Origin of the sequence: Kordiimonas gwangyangensis DSM 19435 = JCM 12864, from assembly GCF_000375545.1 — a bacterium.
Lineage (GTDB): Bacteria > Pseudomonadota > Alphaproteobacteria > Sphingomonadales > Kordiimonadaceae > Kordiimonas > Kordiimonas gwangyangensis.
Genome location: NZ_AQXF01000004.1, coordinates 247,961 through 266,590, shown reverse-complemented (window position 1 = coordinate 266,590; position 18,630 = coordinate 247,961). Strand labels below are relative to the sequence as shown.

The following is an 18,630-nucleotide window of genomic DNA, read 5'->3' as shown; positions in this document are numbered from 1 at the left end:
CCGGTTCCCCCTCGAATTTTAATGTGGCCTAACAGTCCACCACCGTTGCTGCGATCGGCACGGTGACCGCAAGGCCACCACGCGCCGTTTCTTTATATTTTGACCGCATGTCGCGTCCGGTCAAGCGCATGGTGCGGATTACTTTGTCGAGGGAGACAAAATGTTTGCCGTCACCGCGGAGCGCAAGGCGCGCGGCGTTGATCGCCTTGATCGATGCCATCGCGTTCCGCTCAATGCACGGCACCTGCACAAGGCCGCCGATAGGGTCACAGGTGAGGCCAAGGTTATGTTCCATGCCGATCTCAGCGGCGTTTTCAACCTGTTCGGGCGTGCCGCCCAGCACTTCCGTCAGCCCCGCCGCCGCCATGGAACACGCGGAACCCACTTCACCCTGACAGCCCACTTCGGCGCCGGAGATGGAGGCGTTTTCCTTGAACAGCATGCCAACGGCACCAGCCGTCAACAGGAAGCGCACAACGCCGTCTTCATTCGCACCGGGGATGAAGCGCATGTAATAGTGCAGCACCGCGGGCACGATACCTGCCGCGCCGTTCGTGGGCGCCGTTACCACACGGCCACCCACGGCGTTTTCTTCATTCACCGCAAGCGCATAAAGGTTCACCCAATCAAGGATGGTGAGCGGGTCGGTGAGCGCACTTTCCGGGCGCTTCGAGAGCTGTTCATAAAGCGCTTTCGCCCGGCGTTTGATGTTGAGGCCCGGCATTTGCCCGCCGCGGCTGCAACCACGCTCGACACATTCTTCCATCACATGCCAGATCTCGAGCAGTTCGGCCCTGATCTGATTGACGCTGCGCATGGTCTTCTCGTTCGCCATCATGATGGCGGAGATGGATTTGCCGGTTTTGGCACAGTGATCGAGAAGCTCGGCCCCGCTTTTGAACGGGTACGGGACTTTCACCTTTTCCTCGATGAATTTGTCCTTCTTGGCTTCTTTCTCATGCACGATGAAGCCACCGCCGATGGAATAATAGATCGCGCGGGAAAGCTCATTGCCGTCGGCGTCATAGGCCCAGAATTCCATACCGTTCGGGTGAAAAGGCAACTGTTCACGCGGCAGCAGCTGTAGGTCTGTGTCTTCCTCGAACACCACAGGCTTTTTGCCCATGAGGTTGAGGGTTTTATTCTCACGCGCGTGCTGGATAATATTGGGGATATTTTCCACATCCACTTCGCGCGGGCATTCGCCGAGGAGGCCAAGGATAACCGCACCGTCCGAACCGTGGCCACGGCCCGTAGCACCGAGCGAGCCATATAGCTTCGTCACCAGCCGGTCGGTTTTGTCCAGCAGGCCATCTTCCTCAAGCTTCTCGACAAATTCACGCGCGGCTTTCATCGGCCCCACGGTGTGGGAGCTCGACGGCCCGATGCCGATATTGAAGAGATCAAGAACACTTGTACTCATGATTTTTTTGGCCCTCAGAAAGTGCGGTTTCGATTTCGCGGCACACGCTACGTGCGAAGCCATATTTTGGCAACGGCAAATGGCGAAATTATGAGCAACATTATTTCAAGCATTAAATTAGCCTCAGAATACAGCCAGAAATTCTTGAAATATTATTACTAGGCACTGAAACAATGTTTCGACGCAGCCTATTCCTGCGTGAAGCGGTAGGCCGAAATACCACGCGAACGTTCATCCAGCACCAGGTTGCGGGTGAGTGGCGGATTGGCGCGCTGCGGGCAGGCCGGGCGTTCGCACAGGCGGCAGTTGGGACCAACCGGCGTGGCGTCCAAGGTCTCAAGGTCGTGGCCTTTGGAGTAGATCAGCTCCCTCGCGTGGCCGATATCGCAGCCGAGGCCGATGGCGAGCTGCTGGTCCGGCTGACCATAGACCGCCCCCACCCGCGTGACCGTACGCGCGACAGAAAAATACGTGGTTTCATCTGGCATCTGGATGATCTGGGTCACGATGCGCCCGGTGTAGGCGAAGGTGTCGTGTACGTTCCACAAGGGGCATGTGCCACCAAAGCGGGAGAAATGGAAGCGACCGGCGGAGAAACGTTTGGAGACATTACCCGCCTTGTCCACCCGGATGAAAAAGAAGGGAATACCCCGCTCCCCCGGACGCTGCAAGGTGGTGAGCCGGTGGCACACCTGCTCGAAGCTGGTACCGAAGCGGCGGCCCAGATGTTCGATATCGTATTTGAGCGTCTTGGCAGCCGTGAGAAAGCGCCCATAGGGCATCAGCAGCGCACCGGCAAAATAGTTGGCGAGGCTGATGCGCACCAGGCGCCGGGCTTCTTCTGTCTGCCACGAATGCATATCACCGAGCCGCTGGATCATCGGCCGGAACTCCAGCATGCCAAGCTGGAACGCCAGCTGGAACACCCGCGCGGGCGCATCCAACATCTCGCTGATGAGAAGCTGGCGCCGGTGCAAATCAAAGTGGCGCAGGGTTTCGGGCATCACTTCATGCGGCATGATGCGCACGCGGATGCCGTGTTCCTCATCCAGCCGGCCCGAGAGCACCATAAAGGCATCCTCCCGGCTCAGGTGCAGTTCGTCATGCAGCACTTCCGCCGCTTCATCGAGCTCGGGGAAATAGTTTTTGCGGTCGTGGATATAGTCCCGCACTTCATCAACCGGAAATGTGGCATCCACCTCCCCGCCCTCGCGCTCAGCAAACTGGGTGGAGATTTCCTTGGCATTCTGCCGCGCCTGCTCAAACGATTTGTAAAGCAGTGTAAAAGCCTCAACCGCCTTGGGTGCCGCATCCGCCATATCCTGCATCTCGCTGCGCGACAGCCCGATACCCTTGAACATGGGGTCCGCCAGCACTTCGGAAAGGTCCGCAAAGGCGCGCGCCTCATCGGTGCCCGCGAAGGAGGTGAGCTCAATGTCATACACTTCAGCAAGACGGAGCAAAAACTGTGCGGAAACAGGGCGTTGATTGCGCTCAACAAGGTTCAGATAGCTCGTTGAGAACCCAAGCTCTGACGCCATCTGCGACTGGCTGAGCCCCAGCTCCCGGCGCAGGCGGCGAATACGCGGGCCTGCAAAAATCTTCTTCGTCGCTGCCTCAACCATGCGCCCACCCTTGATATTTACAATTTTTACATATCAACATTTTTACATTTACATATCCATACAATGGAACACTTTTTGTATCAATTGTTGTTTGAAACGACGGGATACCGTGAAATATGAAAGCAAGTGAGCGCAATGGAATTACTTGTCTGGGGAAGGCGAGCGCCTGAGACGGCTACGCAGCGATGGAAGCGCTGCTGCATACCCTTTTCCCGACGAGATAGAGAGACTGACCAAGTCCTTAGGCCAGGACCTTGTCGGGGACAGTCGGCCAGCGAGCGCCGGCCGGCTGTTCCTCGACCTTGTTTTCAAGCTTCACCTTGAAGACTTGCTGACAACCCGGCCTATGACCTGATCAAAATAGAGACACGTGCCGCTGTTCGGCACAAGCAGCAGCCACGGGCCACCTTATAAAAACGCCCGGATACCCGCTGCCCGATACAGTTTGTCCCTCACACCTGTCCACAATACGGGTGTAATCTGGCCGATCCCCACCGGGATCGGCCCTTTTTTTATGCCCACGAAGTGCTATATGGAGAACAAACCAAGGGCCAATATTTAAGTGAACAGGAATTGCATATGGTAAAAGTGTCCGTGACCAACCTCGCTGGTCAGACCCGGATGATCGAAGCGGAAGAAGGCCTTTCGCTGATGGAAAACATCCGCAACAACGATTTTGACGACCTCGCGGCCATTTGTGGCGGCTGCTGCAGCTGCTGCACCTGCCATGTGTTTGTCGACCCCGCACAATATAGCGACCTGCCAGCAATGGAAGATGACGAGCAGTATCTGCTTGAGGACAGCGAACATTACCGTGACGGCTCTTCGCGCCTGTCGTGCCAGATTGAGGTAGACGGCTCGATGGACGGCCTGAGCGTCACCATCGCACCCGAAGCCTAAAACCCCAAACGCCCGCAGGAGCCCCGTATGGCCAAAAAAGCCGCCCTTCTCAGTCGCAAGCATAACCCCAAGGCCATTCCGATCCAGATCGTCGACGCTGAATTGCTCGAAGAACGCTCGAAGGCGGTACAGGCTTGGGCAAAAGCGTGCAAGTTTACGGGCGAGGTCGGCACTTACCTGCGGGTGCCCGGCAAAAAGGGCATCGAGCTTGTACTTGTAGGCACCGGCAGTACGCAGCTCACACCCTGGAGCCTGGCTGACGCCGCCGCAAACCTGCCAGAGGGCGTCTATGCCCTTCAGGACGTGGATGCAGGTGAATGTGAAGTGGCGGCCCTCGGCTGGTGCCTCGCGCAGTACCGCTTCAGCCGATACCGCAGCGACGAGGCCACCGGCCCCCGCACCCTCATTGTGCCGGAAAGCACGGACATTGAGATGGTCGAAAAGTTCGCCGAGGCCATCAGCCTTGTGCGCGACCTTGTGAACACCCCTGCTGAGCATATGGGCCCGGCTGATCTGCAGGACGCCGCCGAAGCGCTCGCCGAAGAGTTTGGCGCATCCTGCGAGACCATCGTGGGCGATGACCTGCTGGATGAAAATTTCCCGGCCATCCACGCGGTTGGACGCGCCGCCGCCGAAGGCCGTGAACCGCGCCTGATTGACATGCATTGGGGCACCAAGGGGCCGAAGCTGACGATTGTCGGAAAGGGTGTGTGTTTCGACACCGGCGGCCTTGATCTCAAGCCAGCGTCCGGCATGCTGATCATGAAAAAGGACATGGGTGGCGCAGCACACGCCCTTGGCCTTGCGCGCCTTGTCATGGCATCGAAACTGAAGGTACAGCTCCGTGTGCTCGTACCCGCGGTTGAAAACGCTGTCAGCGGCAATGCCTACCGCCCGGGTGACGTGATCATGACCCGCAAGGGCCTGAGTGTGGAAATCGGCAACACCGACGCCGAAGGCCGCGTGGTGCTGTGTGACGCGCTCGCGCTCGCCGGTGAAGACAAGCCTGACCTCCTGATGGACTTCGCGACCCTCACGGGTGCGGCACGTGTGGCTCTCGGCCCGGACCTGCCAGCCACTTATGCCAATGACGACAAGCTTTGGGCTGCGCTCGAGACGGAAGCGAAGGACGCGCAGGACCCACTGTGGCGCATGCCGCTTTGGGCACCCTATGACGCCATGCTGAAAAGCGAGATTGCCGACATGAACAATACGGCCGAAGGTGGCTTTGGTGGTTCGATCACCGCGGCGCTTTACCTGCAGCGTTTTGTGGATGCGGCCACGCCGTGGGTGCATTTTGATGTCTATGCCTGGATGCCTTCCGCCAAACCGGGCCGACCGAAGGGTGGCGAGGCGCAAGGCCTGCGCGCGAGCTTTGGTGCGATCAAAAAATTCTTGCAGCTTGACGGCTAGGCGACAAAAAGGCAGTCTTTAGGTCAATCCCGTGTAGCGTTTTCGGGGATCATTCCGGTAAAGGAACGGAAACAGTGACCGAGAAAACGAGCCCACGTATGCTGAAAATCTGGCACACCGCCAATCTGGACGGTGTGCGTTCCAGCGATCCTGACCTGACCATGCGTCAGATGACCCTGTTGCTCACTGTCTATATGACCAAGGGGCCACATACAGTCCGCGGGCTGGCTGCCAAGATGAATGTCACGAAGCCGGTGATCACCCGCGCGCTTGATACCCTCGGCCGTATGGATCTGATCAAACGCAAGCGTGACGAAAGTGACCGCCGCAATGTGCTGGTGCAACGCACCGTCAAGGGCGCTGTGTATTTGAGCGAAGTGTCGGACCGGATTCTGGCGGCGGAAAAAACGGTCGACCAGGAACTGGGTGATTATGAGTGACCTGCTCACGAGCTTTGGCCTACCCCCCCTTCACGATCCTGAACAGATAATCGCGAACAATCGCAACTTGCTGGCCGCCAGCCGTATCGACGGTGTGGTCGCGCGCCCCGTTGCCGCGCTGAAAAGCGAACCCGATTCGGCGTCCGAGACCCTGAGCGAACTTCTGTACGGCGAGCCAGTGCAACTGATCGCCGAAGCGCCGGGCTGGTGGTTTGTCATTTCCATCATCGACGGCTACATGGGCTGGACGCCGGAAAGCGCGATCACGGAATATGAGTTCCTGCCGACGCACCGCGTCACCGCACCACTGACCCACCTCTATTCAGAGCCCGCCCTCAAGTCAGAGCCGGAGTTGATCCTGCCCATGGGCGCGTTCCTCACCCTGCCGGGCGTTACCGAAAACGGCTTTGCCGAATCCACTTATGACGGCTGGGTATATGAGAAACATATCACGCGTATCGGTGACACCGTGGATGAGGACGACCCCGTCGCAGTAGCCGAACAGTTTATCGCCAGCCCCTATCTTTGGGGTGGGCGGTCGAAGCTTGGGATCGACTGCTCGGGCCTCGTGCAGGTATCGCTCGCGCGCACCGGTTACCGGGTGATGCGCGACACCGGCCCCCAATTTCGCAGCCTTGGCCGCGCACTTGAAGACGGCGAACAGCCTATGCGCGGCGACCTTGCCTTTTTCCCCGGCCATGTGGGTTGGATGATCGATAGTGTGCACTTGCTGCATGCCAACGCCACCAATATGGCCGTCACCATCGACCCGGTGGATGAAGTAACCGGCTGGGTGGCCCGCGACCTTGCCCGCAAGGGCAGCGATACCGCCCCGTTCTCAGGCTACCGCCGCATCAGCGAATAGACTTGCGCACAAAAAGAAACGGCGCACCCGCTGGGGGTACGCCGTCTCCGCTCCCTTGAACGAAGCGTTTTCTTACTCTTGAGTTTCCTCGGCAGCGCCTTCAACTGCTTCTGCGGCTTCTTCAGCGGCAGGCTCTGCAGCGGCGTCTTCAGCAACAACTTCCGGCAGGGCCGGAGCGTCGTCGTGGAACGTACGCAGGTAGGCGATCAGGTCAGCGCGCTGGTCTTCCTTGCGGATACCGGCAAATGCCATCGAGGTGCCCGGGAAAGTGTTTTTCGGGCTAGCAAGCCACTCGTCGAGTTTCTCGTAAGTCCAGGTACCACCAGCACCAGCAAGGGCGCCCGAGTAGTTGAAGCCGGCTACGTGGCCGATTTCACGACCGATCACACCATAGAGGTGCGGGCCAGTGCCATCGGCGCCGCCTTTTTCAACGGTGTGGCAGCTTTTACATTTTGCGAACTGACGCTCGCCTTTGCTTGGATCTGCGGTTTGCAGCAGCTCAGCAAGCGATGGGCCTTCCACCACTTCTTCTTCACCAGCTTCTTCACTTGCAACTTCAATCGAGAAGGCAGGTTTCTTGTGTTCCACATGAAACACACTCTCAGCCACGATCGAAATAACCATGATGAGAAGTGCGGACGACAGAACAGCCGCAAAAATTTTGTTCGATTCTAAGGACACAGGCTCTTCTCCTTGCAGGCGAGCAATCCGTATAACAATGGCCCGCCCCCTGATTAACCCTGACAGACGCAGACCGGCAATTCGGGCGGACAATAGCCCTTCATATGACGTATTTTCAAGTCGTCATTTACACCAAAATAGCTTCTCGCGACAAAAAACCGCATTTTTTGCCACCCTAAACCATCCGCCATGAGTTTAGCACACTCGTCGGAGCACTTAGCGCGTTGACTTGGCTGGCAGGCATTGGCACAAGGTTTGTTCATTTATTTCAAGAATCGCTTACCGAGTAAAATATCATGACAGCGAACCAGACAAGCGCGGGCCAAAATCCCGACAATACCATCTCCTTCCAGGGTGAACTTGGGGCCTATTCGCACATGGCGTGCGTGGCCAAGTTTCCTGACATGGACGTATTGCCGTGCCCGAGCTTTGAGGACGCACTGGCGGCTGTTACCAACGGCGCCGCACGGTTAGCCATGATTCCCATTGAGAATTCCACCGCTGGCCGCGTAGCAGATATTCACATCCTGCTGCCCGGCAGTGGCCTCCATATTATTGACGAGCATTTTGAGGCGATCCGCCACTGCCTGCTGTGTAGCCAGAATGCCAGCCTTGAGACCCTCAAGCGCGTGACAAGCCACGTGCAAGCCATCGGCCAGTGCCGCAAGAACCTGCACGCCATGGGGCTCGAGCGTGTACCGTTTGCCGATACCGCGGGCTCCGCCAAACATGTGGCCACAGTCGCAGACCCAAGCCTTGGCGCGATCGCAAGCGAACTGGCAGCAGAGGTCTATGGCCTCAAGATCCTCCGGAAGGATTATCAGGACGAGGGCAATAACACGACCCGCTTCGTGGTGCTATCGCGCGAGCCCATCAAGGCTGAAACCTATGATGTGCCGGTGATGACCAGCTTCACCTTTGAGGTGCGCAACATCCCGGCAGCGCTTTATAAAGCGCTTGGCGGTTTTGCCACCAACGGCGTGAACATGACCAAGCTTGAGAGTTATTACGAATCAGACAGCTTCACCGCGACCGAATTTTATGCCGACATCGAAGGCCATGAGGGCATGGAAAATGTGGCGCGCGCGATGGACGAACTCAGGTACCACACCAAATATGTGCGCGTGCTGGGCACCTACCCGCAGGCGCGCAAACGGCTGTAGCGGAGGCGTGCCATGAAAACCATCGGCCTTCTGGGTGGCATGAGCTGGGAATCGACCGCTGTTTACTACCGCTCGCTCAATGAAAAAGTGAAGGCGCGGCTTGGCGGGCTGCATAGCGCGCGTGTGCTTTTGCACAGTGTGGACTTTGCGCCCATTGCCGAGCTGCAAGCAGCTGGCAAGTGGGATGAAGCAGGCGCTGTGCTGGCTGGCGCCGCCAAAGGGCTTGAAGCTGCGGGTGCTGACATCATGCTGATCGGCACAAACACCATGCATCTGGTGGCGCCGCAAGTAGCGGACGCCGTTACTATCCCCCTCCTCCACATCGCGGATGCGACCGCTGAGGCGATCAAGCCGATGGGCATCCAGAAGGTTGGACTTCTCGGCACCCGCTTCACCATGGAGAAGGACTTCTACAAAGGCCACCTCCGGGATCACCACGGCATTGAAACACTGGTGCCAGACGCGGACGACCGCGACGTCATCCACCGCATTATCTATGAAGAGCTATGCCTCGGTGTGGTGAAAGAGCAGTCTCGCGACACCTATCTCACTATTATTGGCAAACTGAAGGATGCAGGCGCTGAATGCATCATCCTCGGCTGCACCGAAATCTGCCTGCTGATCGAGCAGCAGCATATCTCCCTGCCACTCTTCGACACCACGAGCCTGCATGCCGAAGCAGCGGTGAACTTCGCTATAAACCCTTAAGCCGCCTTCAGCGCAATCGCCTTGTCCGGCATCACATAGTGGTGGCGGGCATAATCGCTCTCCAGCGTCTCGCGGGTATAGTAGTCCTCAAGCACTGAGGGCTTGCCGATCAGATCCTTGTTGGCAGCGATGAAGTCCTCGAATTCCTCTTCCGGCTGACGGTGACGACGTTCGTTGATGATCATCAGGTACGCCCATGTGATGGTCTCATGGTAGAGCCCATCTGCGCCGTGTTTGCGCGCCCAGCTTTTGAGCCGCGCAGAGAAACGCTCAATCGCTTCGGCGAGCGGGAAGCGGCCAACATAAATCCAGCCAAGCTGCACATGAACCCGGTGGCTGAAGGCCTCGCGCGACAGCACACCACTCTCAAAAGCGCGGAAAAGGTCAAGGTCGGTCATGGTCGTCTCCTTCATTCTGAGAGTTTGTGGCTCATGCTCGCATCAAGATCGCAACCGTATACGGCCTTGAGCGCGTTGATCTTGGCGCGGGTCTCGTCCGAAAACACCCGCTCCTTGCCATCAAATGCGTGGAGCACGATGCCCTCGAGCAGGTCACCGAGCGACATGTCCAGATATTCCGCGGTGCCCTTCAGCACCTTCACCAGCCGCTTTTCCATGCGCACCCCGGTCTGGATTCGCTCGATCTTCATGTTCCCTACACCATGGCAAGTTGAATACATTACCAATGTACCATGGTAACAATATGATGACAAGCATATGAAACCTGTGTTGCAGGGGTATTGGGTGAATGAGTGGAGATTGAGGCTAGAAGGTCAGCCAGTCGCCGCCTTCGCCCTTCTCGATAATGTCGGCGAGGCCGCTGACTTCCACATGGGGGCGGGTGATGAGCATGGTGGCATCAAGGTCGTATTCACGCAGTGCGCTATCGCAGGCGACAAAACGTACATTGAGGGCCGCGAGGCCGTCCATCAGCACAGCCGCATCCGCCACACCGCGGGCGTCAAGGGAGGCATCCATCTCCGGCGCGGGTTCGCCAGCGCTCGTCACCATCGCGTTCCAGCCTGACGGCGTGAGGAAGCGCACCGCCCCTTTCGAGAAGAAATAGGTTACGGGCCGACCCATGGCAGCGGCGGTCGCGCCGGTCATCAGCGCCATATGAATGCGTTCCGCGTGCGCAGAGATCATCATCAGGGTCATGGGCCGTTTGGCTGGCATGTTACGCATCCTTTCCGCAGGCCGGGCACTTCGGGTCCGGCTTCAGGGCAATCTTGCGGTTGGTCATCGCAAGCGCATCAATCAGCAGGATTTTACCCGCGAGACTATCGCCCACCCCGGTAATTTCCTTCAAGACCTCAAGCGCCTGCATGGTGCCCACAACACCTGCGACCGCACCCAGAATACCGAAATCGGAACAGGTACGCTCCGCCTCCGGGGGCGGGGCTTCGGGCAGGAAACAGCGGTAACACGGCAGGTCATCACCCGCATGCGGCTTGAAGGTGGCAAGCTGCCCCTCATAGGGGCCAAGCGCAGCGGACACCAACGTTTTACCAAGTGCCACACAGGCATCGCTCACGATCAGCCGGGTTTTGAAGTTATCGCAGCCATCGGCCACAATGTCATAGTCCGCGATCAGCGCGCGTGCATTCTCGTCCGTCAGCCGCTCCCGGTAGGTGTTCACTGTCACATCCGGGTTCAGCGCACGGATGCTTTCCGCCGCACTTTCCACCTTGGATTTACCAACATCGGGGGTGGCATGAATCACCTGCCGCTGCAGGTTTGAAAGCTCCACCACATCGTCATCAACAATGCCGATGGTGCCCACACCCGCGGCTGCCAGATACATAAGGAGGGGGGCACCAAGCCCACCCGCGCCGACGACCAGCACTTTGGCATTCAACAGCGCAACCTGTCCCGCGCCACCAACTTCCCGCAGGATGATGTGCCGGGCATAACGCTCAAGCTGTTCGTCGGTAAAATCCATGTTTACTTCGTACCGGTGGACCCAAAACCACCTGCGCCGCGGGCGGTCTCGTCAAGCGCCTCAACCTCGTTCCACACACCCTGGGTAACCGGCGCGATGATCATCTGCGCGATGCGCATACCGCGCTCAATGGTGAAGGGGTCATTCGAGAGGTTCACGAGGATCACCTTCACTTCACCGCGGTAGTCAGCATCAATGGTGCCGGGGGTGTTGAGGCAGGTGATGCCGTTCTTTGCCGCAAGGCCCGAGCGTGGGCGCACTTGCGCTTCAAAGCCTGCGGGCAATGCCATGGCGAGGCCCGTGGGGATCATCGCGCGCTCAAGCGGGCCGAGCGTGACGGTCTCGCCTTCTGCCAGCGCGGCATATAGGTCCATGCCCGCGGATTGTTCGGTCTCATATTTCGGCAGCTTGAGGTCGGCGCCGTGCGGCAGCTTCACCACATTGATCGTCACGTTGGCGGTCATAAAATCCTGTTCCCTGAAATGGTGTTATGCGTTCAGCTTGCTGGCGATCAGGTCTGCGAGGCGGCTTGCCACCTCAGCCTTGTCCATACGCGGCCAGCTATCGGTACCGTCTTGGCTGATGATGTGAATCTCGTTCGTAGCACCGCCCATGGCACCACCCGTGGCCGACACATCGTTTGCCACGATGAGGTCACAGCCTTTGCGGGCGCGCTTGGCCGTGGCGTACTCGATGACATTCTCTGTCTCTGCCGCGAAACCGACCACCAGCGCCGGGCGGCCCTCGCCCATGGAGGCGAGGCCTTTGAGGATATCCGGGTTTTCCGTCAGCTTCAGATCCGGCAGGCCGTCCTTCGATTTTTTGAGTTTTTGTTCGGCGCCCGATGCCGCGCGCCAGTCAGCGACAGCAGCCACACAAACGGCAGCGTCCGCCGGCAGCGCGGCTTTGACCGCTGCGTCCATCTCAAGCGCGGTCTGGATATCCACCCGCGTCACGCCAGCTGGTGTCGGCTGGTCCACCGGACCTGCCACAAGCGTGACCTGCGCGCCCAGATTGGCGAGCGCGCCTGCAATAGCAAAACCCTGCTTGCCAGATGAACGGTTGGCAATATAGCGCACCGGGTCAATCGGTTCATGCGTCGGGCCTGCGGTTACCACTATATGTTTGCTCGCAAGCGCACCCGCCTGGCGGGAGAAGAAATTCTCCACCGCGCCCACAATATCCATCACGTCCGCGAGGCGACCGGCGCCGACTTCCCCGCAGGCAAGCAGGCCAGCGTCCGGCCCCACCATCATGATGCCGTCCGCGCCCAACTGGTTCACATTACGGCGCACGGCGGCATGGTCCCACATCTGCGCGTTCATGGCAGGCGCAACCAGCACCGGCTTGTCGGTCGCGAGCAGGATGGTGGAGGCGAGGTCATTGGCGTGCCCGTTTGCCATCTTGGCAATCAGGTCAGCGGTTGCGGGCGCGATGACAATCAGGTCTGCTTCGCGGCTCAGCCGGATATGGCCCATCTCGGCCTCGTCCTTGAGGGAGAAGAGGTCGGTGTAGCACTGGTCACCGGTGAGGGAGGCGACAGAAAGCGGGGTGATAAATTCCTGCCCGCCCGAGGTCAGCACACCGCGCACCGTTGCGCCGCGTTCCATCAGCCGGCGCGAGAGGTCGAGCGCCTTATAGGCCGCGACCCCACCACCGATGATCAGCAATATGCGTTTTCCTGCGAGCATGATACGTCACCCGTCCTGTTCCAGTTGTCCTGACATATAGGTGGCTTTTGCGCGCGCCGCAATCATTCAGGCGTTCCCAAAAACAGCGCAAGGGTCACTAGAGCGTGAGGATTTTAAAGACCGCAGCGCCGACTATAAGGCCAAGCGCGAAGGGGAACAGGCTTGATTTCTGTGGCGGCGCGGGTTCAGGGTCCGGCATCGGCGTGACCGGCACTTCCTCATCCGTCAACCAGCGCTCAAGCCGCGCGGGCAGGCGTTCAAGGAAACGCGGCAGGTTGCTGATGGCGTCCGCAAGCCGCGCTTCCGGCGACAGGTTTGCCCTGATCCAACGCTCGATCACCGGCTCGGAAATATTCCACATGTTGGCACGCGGGTTGAGGTGCAGGGCCATGCCCTCGGCCATCACCATCGTACGCTGCAGCAGCAGAAGCTGCGGCTGGGTCTGCATGGAGAAACGCTCAGTGGTGGCAAAAAGCTGAGCCAGCAGTTGGCCAGCGGAGATTTCCTCCACCGGCAGGTCCATGATCGGGTCCGCGATCGAGCGCATGGCCTGTGCGAACTCTTCAAGGCTCTGGTCCTTGGGTACATAACCCGCGTCGAAGTGGATTTGTGCCACGCGCATATAGTCCCAGCGAATAAAGCCGTAGAGGATTTCGGCAAGGAAGCGACGCTCAAGCTTCGAGAGGCGCCCCATGATGCCGAAGTCGATGGCGACAATGGTGCCATCCGCCTGCACGATCAGATTGCCTTGGTGAAGGTCGGCATGGAAAAAGCCGTCCCTCAGCGCTTGCGTGAGAAACACCTGCACCACCTTCGAGCCAAGCGTTGGCAGGTCATGGCCCGCCGCTTCAAGTGCATCCTTGTCCGACAGACGGATGCCGTCCACCCATTCAAGGGTCAGCACACTTTTGGCCGTATGGTCCCATTCGATTTTCGGCAGGCGGTAGCCTGTCTCGCTCGACATATTCTCCGCAAGCTCGGCGGCGGCGGCAGCCTCAAGGCGCAAGTCCATCTCGCGAAGCACGGTTTCACGCACCTTCTCCACCACCTTGGTGAGGCGCAGGCGGCGGGCTTCACGCACGTTACGTTCCGCCATGCCCGCCAGCCATTCAAAGAGCGACAGGTCACGGGTGAAACGTGCCGCCACATCGGGGCGCAGTACCTTTACGGCAACGGCGCGACCACACGGCAGGGTCGCCTTGTGCACCTGCGCGATCGAAGCAGCCGCCACGGCGGTCTCATCAAAGCTCGCATAATGATCCGAAAGCTTGCCGCCCAGTTCGCGCTCAATTGTCTCCTTGGCTTTTGCAAAAGAGAAAGGCGGCAGGCGGTCCTGCAGCGTGGCCAACCCTTCCGCGAGCGGACGACCGACAAGGTCAGGCCGCGTGGCCAGCGTCTGACCAAGCTTGATATAGGCGGGCCCCATGGCAGCGAGCGCCATTGCGAGGCGTTCACCATCAGCGTCTGGCAACCCTCGCCTGCGCGGGATATAGAAGGTCAGCGCCCGCAAAGTACGTGGGGCCCAGGCTGGCACCAGCTCAATGCCCGCGAGCGCACGGATGGCACCATAGCGGCGCAACCCTGCGGCAAGCATATAAAGCTGGATGAGGTACCTGAGCGTGCGCACGGCGCTGTCCTTTAAATACGGGTGCCGGTGTGGATGGCGACAACGCCAGCGGACATGGTGCGGTAACTCACCCGGCTGAAGCCCGCAGCGCGGATCATATCGGCAAAACGGTCAGGCACCGGGAAACGGCGGATCGATTCGACCAGATACTGGTAGCTGTCCGCGTCGCCCGTCAGCACTTTGCCCATCTTGGGAATCACATTGAAGCTGTAGCTGTCGTAGGTGCTTTGAAGCACCGGCACCACCTGCGGGCTGAACTCAAGGCAGAAGAATTTCGCGCCCGGCTTCAGCACCCGGTAAGCCTCCGCCAAGGCTTCCTCGATCCGCGTCACATTGCGGATGCCGAAAGCGATGGTGTATGCGTCCTTGGTGCGGTCACCAAACGGCAGCTTCTGCGCGTCACCACAGACAAATTCGGCCCGGCCAGCGTAGCCTTTGTCTTCCGCGCGCTTGCGGCCCACGCGCAGCATCTCGGCATTGATATCGCATACCGTGACCTGCCCGCCCTCTGATGCTTCAAGGAAACGGAAGGCGATATCACCCGTGCCGCCCGCCACATCCAAGAGGTGCATGCCGGGCCGCGGGTTGATGCTGTTAATCAGCGAATCTTTCCAAAGCCGGTGCACACCCGCGCTCATGGCGTCGTTCATAAGGTCGTAGCGGTCCGCGACCGAGTTGAACACACCGCGCACCATGGACGCCTTGTCCGATTCCCGAACGGTCTGGAAACCGAAGTGGGTGGTGGTGTCCGCGCTTGTCTGCCCGGTTTTATCGTCTTTGCTGCTTGACATCATGCCATCGGCCCTGTTGCTTGTGGTGCGGCGATTTCGGCGGACCATAGCCCAGCATGACCGGGAATTGCCAGCGCCCTTTTATCTCTATCCTGCAACACGAGCGGAGAGAACGCGACAAAATGCCCGAATTGCCCGAGGTTGAAACGGTCCGGCGTGGCCTGTTGCCCGCCCTAGAAGGTGCGACGCTGGTGGAAGCAACCGCCCGCGCGCCCAAGCTGCGCTTCCCGATCCCCGCTGATTTTAGTACGCGCCTGACCGGCAACCGGATTGAGCGCCTGACGCGCCGGTCCAAATATATCCTGATGGAATGCGCGGACGGGCTGATCGTGATCCTGCATCTCGGCATGTCGGGTCGGGTGACGATCCATGACGCAGAGAACACGCCCGAGGTTTATGCCAAACATGACCATGTGGTGCTGAAAACCGACCGGGGCGCGACCATTATATATAATGACGCACGGCGCTTTGGCCTGCTGCTGTTCAGCGACCGGGATACGGTGCAGGACCATCCGCTCATTCGCGACATCGGGCCGGAACCGCTGGGGAACGAATTCAATACAGATGTTCTGAAAGCCGGCCTTATGGGCCGCAAGTCCAGCATCAAGGCTGTGCTTCTAGACCAGAAACTGGTGGCAGGACTTGGCAATATCTATGTCTGCGAGGCACTGTGGCGCGCAGGAATTCATCCGTCTCGCCAAGCGCTTAGCCTGACCTCCGCGGAGATTGAGACCCTGACACCCATCATCCGGCAGGTTCTGACAGATGCCATTGGAGCCGGCGGCTCCACCCTCAAGGATTATGTGCAGGCGAGCGGCGAACTTGGCTATTTCCAGCACAGCTTCCNGGCTTATGGCCGTGAAGGCGAAGCTTGTTTGCGTGAGGGCTGCGGTGGTACGGTTGGCCGAATCGTCCAGCAGGGCCGGTCCAGTTTCTACTGCGACACTTGCCAGAGCTAGGCCAGAACTAGGAGCAAAATCTGTGCGAATCCTGAGCACCAAGTGTGCAAAAACGGCCCTGATCTGTGCGGTAAGTGTGCGGGTTTTGTGCGGTGGTTTTGTGCTGGCTGAGGACGTGTTCCTAGAAGGCTTGCCTGACGTGCCGCAGCTTGAGATGGTCACAGCGTTCGAAGGTGAGCCGATGATTTTCGACACGCCGTCCGGCACCGTGGCCGAGTTTACGCTCATGCTGTCCGGCACAGCGGAAGAGGCGGCCAAAGCCTATGAGGCGGCGCTCACCGGCCTTGGCTGGGCATGCGTGACGGAGTCTCAGCGTCTCACCTGCTCGCGGGAAGAGAATCGCCTCGTCTTCACAAAACCTGAAGAAGGCGCGCCTGAGCATCGCATTATCTTGCGGCTAGAACCCGTAGAATGACCATATATGGCGAAGCCCGGCAGGCTTTCCATAAAGGTCTTTTCAAACTGCCTGAACAGCAGTAGGAGTCTCGACCGAGGTCGGAGCAAAAATAAGGCTGATTAATGACTTTTGAAACGATTCTGCTCGACAAGCAGGAAGGTGTTGGACTGATCACGTTCAACCGCCCCGATGCGCTTAACGCGCTCAACAGCAAGCTTCTGGGGGAACTGGGTGAGGCGCTTCTGGCGCTTGATGCAGATGAAGAAGTGGGTGCAATTGTTGTCACGGGCAGCGAAAAGGCATTTGCCGCAGGCGCTGACATCAAGGAAATGTCGGAACTGACATTCGCCGACGTTGCGAAAAGCGACCTGTTCGGCGGCATCAACAGTGTATTCGCGCGGGTTCGCAAGCCTGTCATCGCAGCCGTATCCGGCTATGCGCTTGGCGGTGGCTGCGAGATCGCGATGGCGTGCGATTTCATCATCGCCGCTGAAAACGCCAAATTCGGCCAGCCTGAAATCAAGCTGGGCGTCATTCCGGGAATCGGTGGCTCGCAGCGCCTGACACGCCTTGTTGGCAAGTCAAAAGCGATGGATATGATGCTCACCGGCCGCATGATGGACGCGACCGAGGCGGAACGTTCCGGCCTCATCAGCCGCATTGTTTCCGTCGATGACCTTCTTGATAAGGCCATGGAAGTGGCGAGTGGCATCGCGGGCCTTTCCGGCCCAAGCGTGGCGCTGGCGAAGGAAGCAACCAACCGTGCGCTTGAGACAAGCCTTGCAGAAGGCCTGCTTTTCGAGCGTCGTGCCTTCCATTCGCTCTTCGCGACGGAAGACCAGAAAGAGGGCATGAATGCCTTCATCGAGAAACGCCAGCCGCAGTTCAAAAACTGCTGATGGCACACGAGGCAGGTCAAGGCCGGTGAACCCCCAAGTTTTCTCTTGAGTTTTCGCTTCGGTTTTCTGGCCTTCCGCTATTGACGCGGGCCCGGAAGCGGTATATAGACCCGACCTCGAATTCATACGTGGCTGACCGGAAGTTTGCTGGCCGCCCGGACAAACAGAAGAAGCAAGGACACTAGAGCGCCGGACGATAAACGGGGCGCGGGTCCGAAAAAGGTTAAAAAAGACATGGCAAATTCACTGCAAGCCAAGAAGCGTATTCGTCAGAACGAAACCCGTCGCCTTGTAAACAAGTCGCGCGTAAGCCGCATCCGTACCTTCGTTCGCAAGGTTGAGGAAGCGATTGCTTCTGGCAACAAAGACGCTGCTGGCGAAGCCCTCAAGAATGCACAGCCGGAAATCATGCGCGGCGTTACCAAAGGCGTTATTCACAAGAAGACCGCTGCGCGCAAAGTTTCCCGTCTGTCGGCTCGCGTAAAAGCACTCGCATAATTATCGCTGGCGCGCGAACGTCGCGCCTCCGATTCGCCCCTTAGGGGAGCGTGTGAGAGAGTTGAAAAAGCTGCATCCCCGGATGCGGCTTTTTTTGTTGCCCGAATGTTCCCAGACCCTTCAGGAACAAAAGTGGGACGCCGGGAGCCATATTGACCCTTCAATCAATATCTTGTGTGCCCCTCTGAATCGCGCCATAGGGCTGTGAATTTAATTGCTGTCAAGCGAATGAATCGGTTGAGCGTGAGGGGGCTGGACTGTAAATTCCATCCTTACGCGGTGGGCCGGTCGGGTGCCCAACCTTCTCCTCGAGAGAGTAGCCCGAATGTGGTTCAGGCCCCAGGGATTGCTAGAGTTTGCAGAGCGATAGCTATTGTGCTGGGATCACGCCACCGCTTTAAAAAATGAGAGAACGGGACCATCAGTGCCCTAGCCGGCGCATAGGACCAGTTTTTGGGATCATATGCATGCCAGCACCGCTGCAAATGTGTTTGCAGCCGAGGGAAGCTGTTGGTCCATTTGTCGGGCAAGACAACAGAAATGTATCTAGTGAACAAGGGGGTTGATTGCCCGATGTCTGAGAGGGAGCGAAGTGAAATGGGGGCCACC

General features: G+C 58.7%; 21 protein-coding genes. 10 read left to right on the top strand and 11 right to left on the bottom strand.

Features of this window, described 5'->3' with window-relative positions:
• Window positions 1–28 precede the first annotated feature (28 nt).
• Both B150_RS0112795 and B150_RS0112790 read right to left on the bottom strand, forming a co-directional pair.
• Window positions 29–1,423: an L-serine ammonia-lyase gene (locus B150_RS0112795; RefSeq protein WP_020400333.1), complete on the bottom strand. Its 1,395-nt coding sequence runs from the start codon at window positions 1,421–1,423 to the stop codon at window positions 29–31.
• Between the two features lie 188 nt (window positions 1,424–1,611).
• Window positions 1,612–3,048: a helix-turn-helix domain-containing protein gene (locus tag B150_RS0112790; protein ID WP_020400332.1), complete on the bottom strand. Its 1,437-nt coding sequence runs from the start codon at window positions 3,046–3,048 to the stop codon at window positions 1,612–1,614.
• 579 nt (window positions 3,049–3,627) lie between these two features.
• Here B150_RS0112790 and B150_RS0112780 point away from each other — a divergent pair.
• From B150_RS0112780 to B150_RS0112765, 4 genes are all read left to right on the top strand, one after another.
• Entirely contained in the window at window positions 3,628–3,948 is a 321-nt protein-coding gene (locus B150_RS0112780) for a 2Fe-2S iron-sulfur cluster-binding protein (RefSeq protein ID WP_020400330.1), read from the top strand.
• Window positions 3,949–3,975: 27 nt separating this feature from the next.
• Entirely contained in the window at window positions 3,976–5,361 is a 1,386-nt protein-coding gene (locus B150_RS0112775) for a leucyl aminopeptidase family protein (RefSeq protein ID WP_020400329.1), read from the top strand.
• 98 nt (window positions 5,362–5,459) lie between these two features.
• A complete protein-coding gene (locus B150_RS0112770; RefSeq protein ID WP_020400328.1) occupies window positions 5,460–5,801 on the top strand; it encodes a MarR family transcriptional regulator in 342 nt (113 codons plus the stop codon).
• A complete protein-coding gene (locus tag B150_RS0112765) occupies window positions 5,794–6,666 on the top strand; it encodes a C40 family peptidase (RefSeq protein ID WP_020400327.1) in 873 nt (290 codons plus the stop codon). The genes B150_RS0112770 and B150_RS0112765 overlap by 8 nt, the downstream gene beginning before the upstream one ends.
• Before the next feature lie 72 nt (window positions 6,667–6,738).
• Here B150_RS0112765 and B150_RS0112760 read toward each other — a convergent pair whose 3' ends face one another.
• Complete coding sequence (locus B150_RS0112760) at window positions 6,739–7,347, bottom strand: c-type cytochrome (protein ID WP_020400326.1); 609 nt, start codon at window positions 7,345–7,347, stop codon at window positions 6,739–6,741.
• Window positions 7,348–7,643: 296 nt separating this feature from the next.
• On the opposite strand from B150_RS0112760, the gene B150_RS0112755 reads away from it, so the two are divergent.
• A complete protein-coding gene (locus B150_RS0112755; protein WP_020400325.1) occupies window positions 7,644–8,510 on the top strand; it encodes a prephenate dehydratase in 867 nt (288 codons plus the stop codon).
• A 12-nt stretch (window positions 8,511–8,522) separates the two neighbouring features.
• Window positions 8,523–9,218, top strand: coding sequence for an aspartate/glutamate racemase family protein (locus B150_RS0112750; protein WP_020400324.1), 696 nt, complete (start codon window positions 8,523–8,525; stop codon window positions 9,216–9,218).
• Here B150_RS0112750 and B150_RS0112745 read toward each other — a convergent pair.
• From B150_RS0112745 to ubiE, 8 genes are all read right to left on the bottom strand, one after another.
• The gene (locus B150_RS0112745) at window positions 9,215–9,616 is read right to left on the bottom strand and encodes a hypothetical protein (RefSeq protein ID WP_020400323.1); all 402 of its coding nucleotides are present in this window, start codon (window positions 9,614–9,616) and stop codon (window positions 9,215–9,217) included. The two genes, B150_RS0112750 and B150_RS0112745, sit on opposite strands and share 4 nt — an antisense overlap.
• Before the next feature lie 11 nt (window positions 9,617–9,627).
• Window positions 9,628–9,867, bottom strand: a complete 240-nt coding sequence (locus B150_RS0112740) for a hypothetical protein (protein WP_020400322.1) — start codon at window positions 9,865–9,867, stop codon at window positions 9,628–9,630.
• A gap of 115 nt (window positions 9,868–9,982) precedes the next feature.
• The gene (locus tag B150_RS0112735) at window positions 9,983–10,393 is read right to left on the bottom strand and encodes a DsrE family protein (protein ID WP_020400321.1); all 411 of its coding nucleotides are present in this window, start codon (window positions 10,391–10,393) and stop codon (window positions 9,983–9,985) included.
• 1 nt (window position 10,394) lies between these two features.
• A complete protein-coding gene (locus B150_RS0112730; RefSeq protein ID WP_020400320.1) occupies window positions 10,395–11,159 on the bottom strand; it encodes a HesA/MoeB/ThiF family protein in 765 nt (254 codons plus the stop codon).
• A 2-nt stretch (window positions 11,160–11,161) separates the two neighbouring features.
• Window positions 11,162–11,623, bottom strand: a complete 462-nt coding sequence (gene dut / locus B150_RS0112725) for a dUTP diphosphatase (RefSeq protein ID WP_020400319.1) — start codon at window positions 11,621–11,623, stop codon at window positions 11,162–11,164.
• A gap of 24 nt (window positions 11,624–11,647) precedes the next feature.
• Window positions 11,648–12,850, bottom strand: coding sequence for a bifunctional phosphopantothenoylcysteine decarboxylase/phosphopantothenate--cysteine ligase CoaBC (gene coaBC / locus B150_RS0112720; protein ID WP_025897263.1), 1,203 nt, complete (start codon window positions 12,848–12,850; stop codon window positions 11,648–11,650).
• Between the two features lie 97 nt (window positions 12,851–12,947).
• Window positions 12,948–14,477, bottom strand: a complete 1,530-nt coding sequence (ubiB, locus tag B150_RS0112715; protein WP_020400317.1) for a 2-polyprenylphenol 6-hydroxylase — start codon at window positions 14,475–14,477, stop codon at window positions 12,948–12,950.
• 11 nt (window positions 14,478–14,488) lie between these two features.
• Window positions 14,489–15,268 (bottom strand): bifunctional demethylmenaquinone methyltransferase/2-methoxy-6-polyprenyl-1,4-benzoquinol methylase UbiE, encoded by a 780-nt coding sequence (ubiE, locus tag B150_RS0112710; protein ID WP_025897265.1) that lies wholly within the window; start codon window positions 15,266–15,268, stop codon window positions 14,489–14,491.
• A 122-nt stretch (window positions 15,269–15,390) separates the two neighbouring features.
• On the opposite strand from ubiE, the gene mutM reads away from it, so the two are divergent.
• The 4 genes from mutM to rpsT all read left to right on the top strand — a co-directional run bounded on the left by mutM (window position 15,391) and on the right by rpsT (window position 18,021).
• Window positions 15,391–16,227, top strand: coding sequence for a bifunctional DNA-formamidopyrimidine glycosylase/DNA-(apurinic or apyrimidinic site) lyase (gene mutM, locus B150_RS0112705; protein WP_020400315.1), 837 nt, complete (start codon window positions 15,391–15,393; stop codon window positions 16,225–16,227).
• 22 nt (window positions 16,228–16,249) lie between these two features.
• Window positions 16,250–16,642 (top strand): hypothetical protein, encoded by a 393-nt coding sequence (locus tag B150_RS0112700; RefSeq protein ID WP_020400314.1) that lies wholly within the window; start codon window positions 16,250–16,252, stop codon window positions 16,640–16,642.
• A gap of 104 nt (window positions 16,643–16,746) precedes the next feature.
• Complete coding sequence (locus tag B150_RS0112695) at window positions 16,747–17,523, top strand: enoyl-CoA hydratase (RefSeq protein ID WP_020400313.1); 777 nt, start codon at window positions 16,747–16,749, stop codon at window positions 17,521–17,523.
• Window positions 17,524–17,757: 234 nt separating this feature from the next.
• Complete coding sequence (gene rpsT / locus B150_RS0112690) at window positions 17,758–18,021, top strand: 30S ribosomal protein S20 (protein WP_020400312.1); 264 nt, start codon at window positions 17,758–17,760, stop codon at window positions 18,019–18,021.
• The last annotated feature ends 609 nt before the right edge of the window (window positions 18,022–18,630 follow it).